This window comes from Streptococcus sp. HF-100 (genome assembly GCF_015594635.1).
GTDB lineage: Bacteria > Bacillota > Bacilli > Lactobacillales > Streptococcaceae > Streptococcus > Streptococcus vaginalis.
The window spans coordinates 26,939-41,517 of sequence record NZ_JADNQV010000008.1; the positions used below are offsets into that span (position 1 = coordinate 26,939).

16 protein-coding genes are annotated in these 14,579 nt (G+C 43.4%); 1 reads left to right on the top strand and 15 read right to left on the bottom strand.

Annotated features, from left to right (window positions below; genetic code table 11):
- Positions 1-168: 168 nt before the first annotated feature.
- The 10 genes from IYQ23_RS07940 to IYQ23_RS07985 all read right to left on the bottom strand — a co-directional run bounded on the left by IYQ23_RS07940 (position 169) and on the right by IYQ23_RS07985 (position 9,597).
- The gene (locus IYQ23_RS07940) at positions 169-792 is read right to left on the bottom strand and encodes a V-type ATP synthase subunit D (protein WP_003027263.1); all 624 of its coding nucleotides are present in this window, start codon (positions 790-792) and stop codon (positions 169-171) included.
- Positions 793-805: 13 nt separating this feature from the next.
- Complete coding sequence (locus tag IYQ23_RS07945) at positions 806-2,197, bottom strand: V-type ATP synthase subunit B (protein ID WP_025271523.1); 1,392 nt, start codon at positions 2,195-2,197, stop codon at positions 806-808.
- Positions 2,184-3,974: a V-type ATP synthase subunit A gene (locus IYQ23_RS07950; protein WP_195674587.1), complete on the bottom strand. Its 1,791-nt coding sequence runs from the start codon at positions 3,972-3,974 to the stop codon at positions 2,184-2,186. The genes IYQ23_RS07945 and IYQ23_RS07950 overlap by 14 nt, the downstream gene beginning before the upstream one ends.
- A gap of 103 nt (positions 3,975-4,077) precedes the next feature.
- Positions 4,078-4,773, bottom strand: a complete 696-nt coding sequence (locus IYQ23_RS07955; protein ID WP_195674588.1) for a GNAT family N-acetyltransferase — start codon at positions 4,771-4,773, stop codon at positions 4,078-4,080.
- 7 nt (positions 4,774-4,780) lie between these two features.
- The gene (locus IYQ23_RS07960) at positions 4,781-5,101 is read right to left on the bottom strand and encodes a V-type ATP synthase subunit F (RefSeq protein ID WP_003028571.1); all 321 of its coding nucleotides are present in this window, start codon (positions 5,099-5,101) and stop codon (positions 4,781-4,783) included.
- Positions 5,091-6,101 carry a V-type ATPase subunit gene (locus tag IYQ23_RS07965; protein WP_195674589.1) on the bottom strand — a complete coding sequence of 337 codons (1,011 nt, stop codon included), beginning with the start codon at positions 6,099-6,101 and terminating at the stop codon, positions 5,091-5,093. The genes IYQ23_RS07960 and IYQ23_RS07965 overlap by 11 nt, the downstream gene beginning before the upstream one ends.
- Before the next feature lie 11 nt (positions 6,102-6,112).
- On the bottom strand, positions 6,113-6,703 hold the full coding sequence (locus tag IYQ23_RS07970) for a hypothetical protein (RefSeq protein ID WP_195674590.1): 591 nt from the start codon (positions 6,701-6,703) through the stop codon (positions 6,113-6,115).
- A 46-nt stretch (positions 6,704-6,749) separates the two neighbouring features.
- Entirely contained in the window at positions 6,750-7,229 is a 480-nt protein-coding gene (locus IYQ23_RS07975; RefSeq protein ID WP_003027244.1) for a V-type ATP synthase subunit K, read from the bottom strand.
- Between the two features lie 96 nt (positions 7,230-7,325).
- Positions 7,326-9,284 (bottom strand): V-type ATP synthase subunit I, encoded by a 1,959-nt coding sequence (locus tag IYQ23_RS07980; RefSeq protein WP_195674591.1) that lies wholly within the window; start codon positions 9,282-9,284, stop codon positions 7,326-7,328.
- A complete protein-coding gene (locus IYQ23_RS07985; protein ID WP_003032005.1) occupies positions 9,274-9,597 on the bottom strand; it encodes a hypothetical protein in 324 nt (107 codons plus the stop codon). Before IYQ23_RS07985 ends, IYQ23_RS07980 begins: the two co-directional genes overlap by 11 nt.
- A gap of 236 nt (positions 9,598-9,833) precedes the next feature.
- Here IYQ23_RS07985 and IYQ23_RS07990 point away from each other — a divergent pair, with 236 nt between their 5' ends.
- Positions 9,834-10,679 (top strand): MurR/RpiR family transcriptional regulator, encoded by an 846-nt coding sequence (locus tag IYQ23_RS07990; protein WP_003032006.1) that lies wholly within the window; start codon positions 9,834-9,836, stop codon positions 10,677-10,679.
- Positions 10,680-10,746: 67 nt separating this feature from the next.
- Here IYQ23_RS07990 and IYQ23_RS07995 read toward each other — a convergent pair whose 3' ends face one another.
- The 5 genes from IYQ23_RS07995 to IYQ23_RS08015 are packed head-to-tail and all read right to left on the bottom strand — an operon-like array spanning position 10,747 to position 14,564.
- Positions 10,747-11,631 (bottom strand): ROK family protein, encoded by an 885-nt coding sequence (locus IYQ23_RS07995; RefSeq protein ID WP_195674592.1) that lies wholly within the window; start codon positions 11,629-11,631, stop codon positions 10,747-10,749.
- An 18-nt stretch (positions 11,632-11,649) separates the two neighbouring features.
- Positions 11,650-12,567 carry a dihydrodipicolinate synthase family protein gene (locus tag IYQ23_RS08000; protein ID WP_195674593.1) on the bottom strand — a complete coding sequence of 306 codons (918 nt, stop codon included), beginning with the start codon at positions 12,565-12,567 and terminating at the stop codon, positions 11,650-11,652.
- 25 nt (positions 12,568-12,592) lie between these two features.
- A complete protein-coding gene (locus IYQ23_RS08005; protein ID WP_022526424.1) occupies positions 12,593-13,240 on the bottom strand; it encodes a YesL family protein in 648 nt (215 codons plus the stop codon).
- A gap of 24 nt (positions 13,241-13,264) precedes the next feature.
- Positions 13,265-13,720 (bottom strand): YhcH/YjgK/YiaL family protein, encoded by a 456-nt coding sequence (locus tag IYQ23_RS08010; protein ID WP_195674594.1) that lies wholly within the window; start codon positions 13,718-13,720, stop codon positions 13,265-13,267.
- Between the two features lie 13 nt (positions 13,721-13,733).
- A complete protein-coding gene (locus tag IYQ23_RS08015; protein ID WP_195674595.1) occupies positions 13,734-14,564 on the bottom strand; it encodes a carbohydrate ABC transporter permease in 831 nt (276 codons plus the stop codon).
- Positions 14,565-14,579: the final 15 nt, after the last annotated feature.

Below are 14,579 nucleotides of genomic sequence, written 5' to 3' on the forward strand. Positions count from 1 at the left end.
TTTTTGTCCCTTTCGTGTAGTCTGTTCTATTATAACATGATTTATCAGAAAATTCCCGCATTTTATGGGAAATGTGAGAGAGTGGAGTTGGAGATTTTTATTATTTATATAGCTACCTCAAAAAAACAAACGGACGTAAGTTCATAGAATCCACCATCCGTTTTGTTTTTATTTCACCTTCATTACTCTTACTAGACTAGCGCGCTCGGCTTCTTCTAGCTTCATCTCGATATAATGAATGGTTTCTGTGAGATCTGGAATGGTTGCATACTCTAAGCCATTGACCCTACGGCGGGTCTTTTCAATCTCATCTGCCATCAGCTGGCAGCTCTTTTCAATTTCTGCTAAGCGCAGGAGGTCAGGCAATAGGTTGCCCATATCCTCAATCGTCTCATCCATCTGGCTATTAGAAGCTACATAGCTATAAACCACATCTCCCTCATCATCACCATAAGGATTGTCAATACGGGCATGCATCTTAGGCACCTGCACACTCATGATATTTTCCTGTTCGATATGAAGATTGACTTCTCGCATAGGAACAGCAAAAATTTCCTCCACCATGAGGTCGCTTTCTAAAGCTTTTGCCAATACAAAATCCTGCATGTGACCAACCAGAGCTGATTCAACTTTTTGGCGAAGGTGATTGTTCTCGCGAACAGCTTCAATGAAACGACGCATCAATTCATCCCGCTTATCCTTGAGGAGTTTGTGACCGCGAGTAGCTGTTTTCAGTCGCTCTTTCAGGTTGTTCAGCTCCATTCGGGTTGGTTTGACATTTAAACGAGCCATTCAGATCACCTCCCTAGGCTTGCTGCTTGCTTTCTGGCAAATATTGATCAATCATGTCGTCCTTGATTCGTTTAAGTTCTGTCCGTGGCAAGATAGACAACAATTCCCAGCCTAAATCCAAACTTTCTTCAATCGTCCGATTGGTATAAAAACCTTGATTGATGTACTCTTTTTCAAATCGCTCGGTAAATTGAACATAGAGCTTGTCGGTGTCAGATAGTGCGGATTCTCCCAGTACAACCGCTAATTCTTTGGCTTGTTTGCCTTGTGCATAAGCCGCAAAGAGCTGATTCATGGTTGCTGCATGGTCTCCCCGAGTCTTTCCTTCGCCAGAACCCTTGTCTTTGAGGCGCGAAAGAGACGGCAATACGTTAATCGGCGGACGATAACCGCTGTTGTAAAGGTCACGCGACAGGATAATCTGACCTTCGGTGATGTAACCCGTCAAATCAGGAATGGGATGAGTGATGTCATCCTCAGGCATGGTGAGAATAGGAATCTGCGTCACCGAGCCTTTCTTCCCCACCAAGCGCCCCGCCCGTTCATAAAGGGTGGAAAGATTGGTATAGAGATAGCCCGGATAACCTCGACGTCCCGGCACTTCTCGACGAGCTGCGGATACTTCGCGCAAGGCCTCGCAGTAGTTGGTCATATCTGTCATGATGACGAGAACATGCATGTCTTTTTCATAAGCCAAATATTCAGCAGCAGTCAGAGCAATCCGCGGTGTCGCAATCCGCTCAATAGCAGGATCATTGGCTAGATTGATAAAGAGGATAGAGCGGTCAATAGCTCCCGTTTCTCGCAAGTCATTCATGAAAAACTCGGCTTCTTCAAAGGTAATCCCCATAGCCGCAAAGACTACTGCAAAATTTTCTTCTGAATTGAGCACCGTAGCTTGACGAGCAATCTGGGCAGCCAATTCCTTATGGGGTAGACCCGCCCCAGAGAAAACTGGTAATTTTTGTCCTCGAACTAAGGTATTGAGGTGATCAATGGCTGAAATTCCAGTCTGGATAAACTCATCGGGATAATCTCGCGCGACTGGATTGATGGCTTGACCGTCAATATCCAAGTATTTTTCCGGCAAAATATCTGGTCCACCGTCAATAGGCTTGCCCATACCGTTGAAAATCCGTCCTACCATATCTTCTGACACTGGCAATTCAAGCGGTCTGCCGGTAAAACGAACCTTGGCTTTTTCTAGATTGATACCGCTGGAGCCTTCAAATAGCTGCACCATCGCCTTGTCTTCCTGCACTTCCAAGACCTGTCCCTGACGCTTGGTTCCGTCATGGAGCTGGATTTCCACCAGCTCATTAAAATGCACACCTTCGACTTGCTCCACAATCATCAAGGGACCGACAACTTCACTGACGGTACGGTATTCTTTAATCACGTTCATTGATTGCTCCTCCTTGGGCAAGAATATCATGCAGTTTTTCTCGAATAGCGGTATCCAAACTGCGAATTGCTTCCAACTGATCCTCTGGGATAAATTTAGAGCGGGCAATCCGATCGCGTAGCTCCACAGTACCATTCATGACTTCAGTAAAGTAAGCACCTAAATTCAAGGCACGATTGGCTTCCTCATCAAATATTAGGATATTAGTGAGCAGAGCCACTTGCTTTTTAAAGGAAGTGTAGGTATCAACCTCATCAAAAGCATTCTGCTGCAGGTAATCCTCACGAATCATCTTTGCTGTATTCATGGTGAGACGATCCCTTTCAGACAGAGAATCCAGACCAACCAGCCGCACAATTTCCTGTAGCTCACTCTCTTTTTGGAGAATGTTCATCGCCTTGGTCACTTTTTCCGACCAAGCCAACTGCTCATGCTGATCGATATATTGACCCACCTCGTCTAGATAAAGCGAGTAAGAGCTAAGCCAGTTAATCGCAGGGAAATGGCGACGTTGTGCCAACTGAGCGTCCAAGCCCCAGAAAACTTTGACAATCCGCAGAGTGTTTTGCGTGACTGGCTCAGAAATATCTCCACCCGGAGGGGAAACAGCGCCGATTGCGGTAATGCTTCCCTCACGCTCGTCACTCCCTAAGGTTTTAACCCGACCAGCTCGTTCGTAATATTCAGCAATACGGCTGCCCAGATAGGCTGGATAGCCTTCGTCGCCCGGCATTTCTTCCAAACGCCCGGACATTTCCCGCAGAGCTTCTGCCCAACGTGAGGTCGAATCTGCCATAATGGCCACAGAGTAGCCCATGTCTCGGAAGTACTCAGCAATTGTAATTCCTGTATAAATAGAAGCCTCACGCGCCGCAACTGGCATATTGGACGTGTTAGCAATCAGAACAGTTCGCTGCATGATAGACTGACCAGTTGCTGGATCAATCAACTCTGGAAATTCATTCAGTACATCGGTCATTTCATTGCCTCGCTCGCCACAGCCCACGTAGATAACGATATCCACATTGGCAAATTTAGCGACCTGGTGCTGAACAACGGTCTTGCCTGCTCCAAAAGGACCTGGAACAGCAGCCGCACCGCCCTTGGTCACGGGGAAAAAGGTATCAATCACTCGCTGGCCCGTCACCAAAGGCTCCTCTGGAATCAGCTTTTGAGCAAATGGGCGACCTCGGCGAACCGGCCATTTCTGCATAAGACTGCCAACAAAGATAGATCCATCTGCCTGCTCAATCTCATAGACAGGCTGATCGATAGTATAACTCCCTGCTTCTATCTTGGTCACACGACCACTGACACCAATTGGCACTAGAATGCGGTGGACTACCAGCTCGGTTTCTTGAACCGTACCCAGAATATCTCCAGCGGTCACCTCTGCTCCAATCTCCAGACAAGGCACAAAGTTCCACTTGGTCTCACGATTCAGATGAGGCAGCTGCACTCCGCGCACCAGAAAATCACTCTGCGTCACCGCTTGAAAGCGTGCCAAAGGCCGCTGAATTCCGTCAAACATTTGCGAAATCAGCCCCGGTCCCAATTCGACCGACAACGGACTCCCCGTTGTTTCCACCGGCTCTCCTGGTCCAAGCCCAGAGGTCTCTTCATATACCTGAATGGAGGCCTCATCTCGACGCATCTCAATGATTTCCCCAATCAAGCCCAAATTGCCCACACGACAAATATCCTGAATATTCGCTTCCTGCATCCCAGAGGCGACCACCAAAGGACCCGAAACTTTTATAATCTTTCCTTGACTCACAATCTTCCTCCATTCTTGGGAGATTTTTGCTTATTTTCTATCCTTGCCGTGAGCTTGAAACCCTTCTTAGCTATCTCTACAGCAAAAATTTATACTTCTTATTTTAAAAATCAGATAAGGCTTTTATTTGTTGCCCATTTTCATCAAAATTATCTGGGCTTAGCCATTTTTCTAAACGGGTTTTGACCGCTGGCCAGTCCCTGTCAATCATGGCTAGCCAGTCAGTGTCTCGGTTGCGCCCCTTATAAACAACTGCCTGACGAAAAGTGCCCTCGTAGGTAAAACCAAGCCTTTCTGCTGCGCGCCTTGAAGGCTGATTGAGTGCATCGCATTTCCACTCGTAGCGGCGATACTCCAACTCTTCAAAGACATAGCGCGCCAGCAAGTACTGGGCTTCCGTAGCCAGTCTGGTGCGCTTCAGCTTGGGCGAATAGGTCACAGACCCCACCTCAATGACACGGTTGCCTCGGTCAATCCTCATTAAAGCGAAAGTTCCCAGCGCCTTGCCACTCTCCTTGTCCACAATGGCATAGTAAAAACGATCTGGAGCTGCCAACATCTGATCTAGCAAGGCCGACCATTCTTCCTGACTTTGAACAGGATTTTGAAAGAGATAAGTCCACATGTCAGCAGGAGAATCCGGACCATAGACTTCATACAAATCCGCCCCATGTTTGTCCTTGGACAGGCATTCAACGATAACATACCGTCCTTCTAGTCGCTCCATCTTGGGCAAATCTCCCGGTTTGAAATTCGGCAGGGCATCTCCAATGGGCTGGCCTAATTCATTTATTTTCATAAAAACCTCACAATATATCCTGTCCAACTGCTTTTTCTACGTTCTTACGAATACGTCTCTGTCCTAATCCTGTTACTCCTTTATGAGTCGGGATTAAGATAATCGCTGGCAACACTTGCTTATCATAGTAAGCCAGCGTTTCAGGGATTTCAGCAGCCATGTCTTCTGTCAAATAAATAATAGCAAAATCTTCTCGGCTCAGTCGTCGTAAAGTATTCACCACATCGGTCGCTTCGGTGACTGGAAAAGTCTGAAAACCAATCAGGCGAAAAGGCAGAATGGCATCGCGGTTCCCCACCACACCAATTTTATAAGTTTTACTGGCCATAAATCGGTCTCATCCTTTCTTTGATGATCTCTACTGGAAGTTGGTTCGTCAAACCAGTCAAAATAAGTCGAAGATTCTTCACTTCCAACTCTTTTCCAAATAAATAACGAACCAGCAGAAGCGGACCACTTGTTTCAAATCGTCCTTGCTCTAAGAGTTTAAACTGAACCAAGTCTGCCAAATACTCCAGTTCAAGATTTGTCAGTTTACCCGAACGCATTTTTTCTTCATAAGTGCGTAATTCCGCGTCAAATTCTAGTGGATTGACTTTGGAAAACCAGCTAGCGAGATGACCTTTTTCTGCCAATTCAATCCACTCCGCATTCGTCAAAGTGCCTTCATCAGATAAGAGTTGCGTCATAAAACTGTGCGGTTTTTGGTGCCGAATCGCTCGCTGCACCGTTACTGCATTATAAAAATCGATTGTCAACCGCACCAGTTGCTTGAGCCGCTCATCTTCAAATGCAGACTCCAAGCTTTTTAAGTGCTTGAAATAAGCCAGATCCATTCCAATTTCCAGAACGCGTACATCTTGATAATCTTGATATTCCGCCCAAGTCGCCGCCACTTCATCCGCCATCAATTTAGGACAATGTTCAGCAGAAAAGGTTGCAACCAAATGCTCCAAAATATCTAAAGGATAAGGTCCAACAGAAATCAACAGATGCTTTAAATTCAAACCTGTCGCCTTGTGCTTAAGCAACACCTTAAGATTGTGATAGGTATATTTGAGCGTAAAAAACTCCACCAAAGCAGATTCTGGACTAACTTCAAAAGCCCAAGCATACTCTGCAAACAAATGTTTCATGAGAAACCTCTCAATCGTATTTAAGTCTGTTAGTTGCTCATGATCCAGATTATAAACCGTTCCTTCCAAAGCTGCTGACCGACTTTCAGAAGTGAAAGTCCGCAACAACTGCTCGTATTGCGCTAAGCTTAAAAAGCTACTCTCATGAATACTAATTTCTGTATTCACTTGAGCGAAGGTCTTTTCATTCATAGAACGCCTCCTTAGTCTGCTTCATCTTGGAAAATCGTCTGAGCAAGCTGATAACTCTCCTCCTGCCACAAAGAATCCACCAAATTGCGATAGAGGTAATTATCATCAATGTTGCCTCGCGAAAGGAGAAAACCCGCTTCTCCATTCACAGGAGAAGAGGCCAATCTTACGTGCGGATAGTGCTCTAACAATCGTTCCAATTGTCCAGCCGAATATTTAACCAATGTCCGTGAGCCAACTGTCAAAACAAGCCCTTCTTGCGGATACTTTTTTAAGACCTGCTCCAAGAAAGCCTGCTCCTGCTCGATCGACCAAGCCGTCATTTGCTCATAAGCCCCCGCAAATAATTCTTTCAAAATCCCTTGCTTGGTCGCCAAAGTAGACTGGCGTTTTTCATTTTCAAGCTGCTGCACTTCACGCTGCACCTGACGGTTGATTGCTTTTATTTCTTGCTCACGCTGTCGCAGTTTTTCTTGTTTCAACCGTGCTTCTTGTTCTTTAGCTTCATGCTCAATAGACTCTTTAGCATCGGCCAATAGCTGCCGCCCATTTTCATGCGCCTGCTCTAAAACCGAATCCCTCAAATGAGATTCAAATTCCATATCTGCCTCCTTCTATGAAATCTTGTTTCAAGACATTGAACCTGTCTCATTTTACATTCAAAACCATCAAAAGAGATACAACAAAGGCAAGGATAGCATAAGTTTCTACCATGGCAGCAAGGATAACCCCTTTCATGACATCTTCAGGTCGCTTTGCCAAAATCTGCATGCCAGCGGTTGCTACATTTCCTTGGTATTTAGCAGAATAATAACCAACGATTCCGATTGGAAGTGCGGCAAAAAAGAGGGCTAGACCTGTTTGAAGAGCCATCTCAGGTTGAATTTTAAAGAAAATCAAAATCCCGATAACAAAGCCATATAAACCTTGCGTACCCGGCAAAAGCTGTAAAATCAAGGCGCTGACGAATTTCTCAGGTTGCTCTTTTAACAAGGCTGCCGCAGCCTGACCGGTTGATCCGACATTACGCGCAGAGCCAATACCGCTGAGGAAAATCGCAAAAACCACACCGAGTGCTGCGAAAAAGGCACCACCGTAAGTTGAAAAGTAAGATGAAAAAGCTTGCATGAATAAACTCCATTTCTAATAGTAAATATTATTTATTTGGTTATTTTGTCAATGACATAAAACTTCTAGCTGAGTTGCTAAAATAATTTAGCTGTGCTATTTTTTGTAGCGGACATATTTCTCTGCTGGCTTCAAAGGTTTAAAAGCTTTTCCGCCACCGTCATAGAATTTCCCAAAAAACTCAACGAAAATCAAACGCGCTCCGTGCACATAGCCTGATAAAAAGGAGAGAAACATATTGATACTGTGGAGGGCGAGAAACAACACAATGCCAATACTGAAGCGAGCAAAAGGTGGAAAGAGACTAACAATTAAGTTAAAAGCCGAGCCAATGCTTGCACCAGCAAGCCCCAAAGCCATAAGTCGCGTAAAGCTCACTAAGTCTCCCACATAGCTGCTGATATTGTATAGATTAAACAGTGCAGAACCCAAGCCTTTCAAACTCTTAGCACTGATAATAGAAACCAGTACAATGCCCACAGCATTTACAATAGCTAACCATTCTCCGATAAATCCGACCATAGCAAGAGCTGGGAACAGTCGCCCCGCCGCTAGCAAAGCCAACCCGATGAGAATCAACATCCAAGCAAAACCCGAATTATAAGCTGCCGCATAATCCTTCATACGAATATTCTTTTTGCCACTAAGGAAAAGTCCTGTCATGACTGTCACAAAACCAATCACGACCGAAATAATCAAAATAGTGATCACATCTGTGCTAGTATCAATGAGCGCAAAAGGCAATTTGAAGCCAAAGAAAGAACCATAAATCACTCCCCAGAGTGCAACGCCAATTCCTAAAATTCTAAAAAAGCGTAAATTCTTTGCCAGACTTGGCTTAACATGTAAAGTCTTCAAAGCCCAAGTCGTTCCGCCAAAAAGCAACAAACCATAGCCAATATCAGCCGCCATCATGCCAAAAAAGATAAAGTAGAAAATCGAAACAATAGGCGTTGGATCTTTATCTTCGTATTTCGGCAGCGAATACATCTCTGTCACCAGCTCAAAGGGTTCAATCAGAGCATTATTTTTAAGTTTTGTCGGGACTCGCTGTCGATCAGCTTCCGTCATTTCATGAATTTGAAGCAAGACAGCCCCACCAAATTGTTGCGCAAGACCTATTTTCAAATCTTCTATCTGCTCTTGCTCCATCCAGCCCTCTAAAGCGACCAAATTCTGCGTACTGGCAAGATCTCCCTTGCTTTCTTGGCGAGAAGTGAGATTCAAAATATAATCCAACTGAAGCTTGAGCTGTTGCAGTTCCTTACTGGAAGCCGCAAGCTGCGTTTGCGTTGAGCTGATAAGCGTTTCTTGCTCCTTTATCGTCTCTTGCAAGGCTGTCAAACGCTCTTTTGGTAATTCTTCAAAAGCATATTCAAAAGGTTTGAAACCAAGCTCTGTCAAGAATGCTTGCATTTCCTTAGCTGTTTCTGCTTTACATAGCACAAGAATTCCACTTTCTGTGGTACTGGTGAAAATCTCTTGGACTTCCAGATTAGGATAGTCCCGCAATCGAGCATTTAGCTGATTGTTCTCACTGCTTGGAATGCTTCCCACAAACGCACGAAGATGTTTAAAATGCTTAAGCGCTGACGGCGTAACGGCTAAACTCGCCCATTTTTCTAGCTCTGCCATCTCCGACTGAGCCATCTCTTTTACTTCCTGCGCTCTTGCCAACGCTTGAAATTGTTGCTGAATATTGACAAGAAGAGCTTCTTCATTACGCGCCTGCCCCGCTTGCTCTAAATCCACAAACGTTATTTCCAAAGGCACTTCCTTCAACGACTCCAGTAATTTTTTCTTGGGCACAAACGCCTGCAAACGTTCAATCATATTGGCAAGTTTTTCCTGCCGCCGAGTCAAAGTTTGAAGATGTTCCGAGAAAGACTTATCAGGATTCCACACCAACTCTTGCTCAAAAGCTCCCTGCCAAGTCTCTTTTGCCTGCAAATCCTGAATCTCAACTGACTGGAGATTTTGCAAATAAGAAAGGACATCATCCAACAAATCTTTTGGCAATAGCAACGACAACTCTTGCATGTGACTAATGGCCATATTTTTCTACCACCCTGTCCACAATCATTTGCAGCAGTACCTCTTTTTTATTTGACAAAGCTGCTTGGGCTTTTTCTTCGTTCTCTTGTCTCGTTTTTTCTAAGTCTTGTGTCAAGTTGGCAATCTCTTTTTCAGATTGTTCTTTTAACTCAACAAGCAATTGTTGCTTTTCTTCATCATAGACTTTCTCTAGCTGTTTCAGATTGCTGCTAGCTTGCTCTCGCAATTCCTGAATTTGACTTTTATAGCTCGCCAACACTTCATCTGCCGCTTGCTCGATTTCCTGCATTTGCTCAAAAGTAGCGTTCGTCATGTCTTGCACCTCCTTTGTATCATACAATGGCTGTAACGTTTACTTGTGTAAATTATAACACATTTTCAAACCATTCGTCACAAAGTTTTATTGGTTTTCTTCGCTTAATTGAAATCATTTCACCCTATGCTATTTATCAAGCTACCTAGCGTCCTATTTTGTAAAACTATGTTATAATACAAATAGGTTTTTCAAAACATTTGTTCTATATCATTACAAGTAAAGAGAGTACATCTATGGAAAATACGCAGCATATCATGGCGAGGATTGAAAGCCATTTTGATAGCATGACTGACTTAGAAAAGCGGATTGCCAACTACTTTTTGAGCCCTTCTAGTATCTATGACGATCTCTCTTCTCAAAAAGTTGCGCAAACTCTCTACATTTCTCAAGCAGCCTTGACACGCTTTGCGAAGAAATGCGGATTTAAAGGCTACAGAGAGTTTAATTTTCAATATATTCACCAGTTGCAAGACAAATCAGAGCAAACTGAACATTTGCAAAATGACTTATCTCGTAGAGTGCTGCGAAACTATGCTCAAATCCGTCAACAAACTGAGGAATTGGTTGATGAAGACAAATTGCTACGCGTTGCCAATCTTATCGAAGCAGCTGATCGCGTCTATTTCTTTGGAACGGGAAGCTCTGGCCTCGTCGCCCGTGATATGAAACTGCGCTTCATGCGGCTTGGTGTTGTCTGCGAAGCGTTGACAGATCAAGACGGCTTTGCTTGGACAACCAGTATCCTAGATGAAAATTGCTTGGTTATTGGATTTTCTTTGTCCGGAGGAACGCAATCTATCATCAACAGTCTCATTGACGCTAAAGCAATGGGCGCTAAAACGGTGTTAGTAACAGGATACCCCAACAAAGTCAAAGAAACCTTTACTGAAATCATCACTGTTGCCATTCAAAGCAAACCAGAGTATATTTTACGCATCTCAGCACAATTTCCTATGCTACTTATGATCGACCTCCTTTATGCCTTTTTCCTAGAAATTGACCGAGAAAGAAAAGAAAAAATCTTCAACAGTTTTTGGGAAAATCAAAAATTAAATGGCTATTACAGACGACACAAATAAGGCACCAAACAAAAATGAGCATCTCCTCACCAAGGATTTGCTCGTTTTCATTATAGAAGGCTTTTCGTTAATGATGTTTATTTTTAAAGTGATAATAAGCTCCAAACATCCCCGCAGCATTTTGATGATGAGCGAAAGCGAGCTTGGTTTTTTCAGCAATACTTGGCACCAAACAGGCTTTCATAGCAGCCTCAATTCGAGGACGAAGAATGGCCTCTTGACCCATAATGCCGCCACCTAAAATCACCACTTCTGGATTGACCACATAGCAAATATTCGCAATCCCTTGCCCCAAATAATTGACCATGCGGTCGATTCCTTGGATACACAGTGTATTTCCTTCTGTTGCTTCTTTGAAAATGCGGCGGCCATTCCACATAGTCGGATCTTCTCCGTGAAGCTCTGCTACATAATCGACCAAGGCAGTCGTTGAAGCCACATCTTGGAAAGCACCGTCTGGCAGATACACATAACCGACTTCACAGGCCGAATTACTAAAGCCGTGAAAAACCTGACCATCCACCAGCAAGCAGCCACCGATACCCGTTCCAATCGTCAAACAAATCGCAATGTTCGCTCCCTTGCCACTTCCTGACATAACTTCCGCCAAGCCAGCACAATTGACATCGTTTTCAATCTCACAAGGAACGGCAAATGTTTCTTCTACCACTTTCTTGAACTGAGTACCTGCATAGTTCGGAATCTGAGGACCAGCATAAAAGATTTCTCCTTTATCTGGATCGACCATTCCAGCCGAGGAGATACAAACCCCAGCAACTGGAATTTGTTCTAAATAACGTGCTACAATCCCCTTCACCTTACGCAAAATTTCTGGACCGCCTTTATGAGCCTCTGTTGGTATTTCATGCGCTTCCAACAAGGTGTCGGTATCATCAATCAGACCATATTTGATATTTGTTCCCCCAATATCAATGGCAATGTATTTTCCCATAATCCACCTCTTTTTCTATTATAGGAATGCTTCCTTAGCTGCACGAATCAAGCGTGCCGCTTCTTCTACAATCGGACGATCCGTGTCTGTCACTGGTGTTAATGGAGAACGGACAGAGCCGATATTCAGATTTTCATTGATTTTCAAGACTTCCTTGATGACGGAATACATATTCCCATGAGCAGCTGTTAATTTCCCGATGATAGCATTAATGGTAAATTGCAGTTCTTTTGCTTTTTCCAATTCTTTGTCAGCAATCAATTGATTGAGCTTCAAGAAAAGTTCTGGCATTGCGCCATACGTTCCGCCGATACCTGCTCTTGCTCCCATCAGGCGACCGCCTAAGAATTGCTCATCTGGACCATTAAAGACGAGGTGGTCTTTCCCACCAAGTGCTGCAAAGGTTTGAATGTCTTGGACAGGCATAGAAGAGTTCTTCACACCAATCACGCGTTCATTTTTGAGCATTTCTGTATAGAGACTCGGCGTCAGAGCTACACCTGCTAACTGTGGAATATTGTAAATCACAAAATCTGTCTGCGGCGCAGCTGCGCTAATGTCGTTCCAATATTGGGCAACCGAGTATTCTGGCAAGCGGAAGTAAATCGGCGGAATAGCCGCAATAGCATCCACTCCCAAACTCTCTGCATGGCGCGCCAACTCCATACTATCCTTGGTGTTGTTGCAAGCGACGTGAGCAATAATAGTTAATTTCCCTTTTGCCACCGCCATGACTTCTTCTAAAATCAATTTTCTATCAGCAACACTTTGGTAGATACATTCACCAGATGAACCATTGACATACAATCCTTGAACTCCTTTTTCAAGAAAATATTCTACCAAAGCTCGCACGCGCTCTGGATTAATCTCGCCTTGATCATCATAGCAAGCATAGAAGGCCGGAATGACCCCTTCATATTTTTTTAAATCTCTCATATTTTATTCTCCAAGTTAATTGGTTTTATCGTTTATACTTATTAAAAATAGTTTCCATAATAGGCAATTGCAAAAACCCTAAGGCTGCAAAGCCAACTAATACAAAAAGAGTAAAGCCCAGTAGCAATACAAATCCTGAACTAGAGAGTAAAAAGACAATTACAGCTAATAAGGCTATCATCAAAAAGAACCACAGAAAATGCAAACTCACCATGATCAGTCCTGTTTGTAAGAGATCTTTTACCGTCATTTCAAACTTAGCTGCCAAAGGATAGACACATAAAAATAGCAAACTAGCAAAAATGATGACGCCGATACAGGTTGCTTTTAACATTTGAAACGGCATGGTTTCCTGCCTCCAAAAAAGCAGGAGGTCAAATAGACTGATTCCTACAATCAGCAGCTCTAGCAAACTAAGTTTTAAACCGACCTTCCAATTTTTCCTAAATGCTTGTACATACGTTGCTGTGACTTTTACACGACGTGCACCCTTGATTGCAAACAAGGTCTGATATAGACTAACTTTTGCAATGCCAATCGTGACAATCGGCAGACAAGACAAAAGAAAGATGAGGTTCACAGTCACCAAATCTAATATTTTCTCACATATTTTCATAAAGAAATTATCTGTATCAAATATACTTCGTATTAACTGAGAACCTCTCTTTTCCATGGTTCTACCTCCTAATCAATTAGTTTAATCATTGAGCAAAACTTTTACGACACATTTTTTGACCTTATCACCTTTAGCAGCAAATCTATTGGGCTGATGTGGTTCGTTGGGCAAAAATGCAGCAAAATTCTGCTTGTCCAAATAAAGTGGATAGGGCTGCTCACAAATCACAAACCCAATATCCTTCTTTTTCTCATAAGGTTTGCTTATCTTTTTTACTTTTGCGCCATATTGAATGATTTCATGCCCTGCCAAAAGAAAATGCAAATCCAGATAATCTTGATGAAATTCACATTCATCTGTCACTTCGGAACTCAATTCATTTTCCTGCACAAACAGAAAGGATTTTTCTCCGTCAATCTCGTACCGTCCCAACTCACAATCGTTTAAATCGTGAGTCAGGAGATAATCAATGGCACAATCCAAATTCTCATAGATACCTTTGTAGTGGGCGAGATTTTCCAATTCATCGAAAATCATTTGGTCAGCCTCCTTATCCTTTCACAGCTCCCATAGTAATACCTTGCGTGAAGGATTTTTGGAAGACAAGAAAGACGGTTACAATCGGAACAGCTGCCATAGCAGCACCAGCCATAATCAAACCGTAGTTGGTCGCCATTTCAGCCTGCATCGTTGCTACCCCTAGTGAAATCGTTAGATTCTGCCGCGATGTCAGCATGACCAATTGCATAAAGTAATCATTCCATGTGTTGATAAAGGTAAAAATGGCAAGGGCAGCAAAACCTGGTTTTACAATTGGAAAAGCTACATTCCAAAAAGTCCGAATTTCACCACAGCCATCAATCTTAGCAGATTCCAACAATTCCGTTGGGATATTTTCACTAAATTGCTTCATGAGGAAAACCCCAAAAGGCCAACCGACAAGAGGCAAAATAACTGCAGCTAGTGTATCATGAATGCCCATAAAGTTGACAATACGGACCAAAGGAACTAGTACTACTTGTTTAGGCAGAGCCATGGCAGCGATAAAGGTCGCAAAAAGAATACGTTGACCATAAAAACGCTTCTTCGCCAAAACATAACCTGCTAAAGAAGAGTTAATACAGACCAAAAACATGGTCGCTAGCGAGATAAAGACACTATTCCACATCCATTGCAGGGCTGGATTTTGCACCATCAGCTGTTGGAAATTTTCTAATGTTGGCATCTTAGGCCACCATTGAGGTGGAATGACAATCGTATCTGGCTGCGATTTGAAAGCCCCTGTTAAAATCCAATAGAAAGGAAAAACAAAGAGAATGGTCAACACCAAGAGAATAATCGTTGAAATCACCGTAAAGGCACTTATTTTTTTCTGTTTCATCTTGTCTCTCCTTTC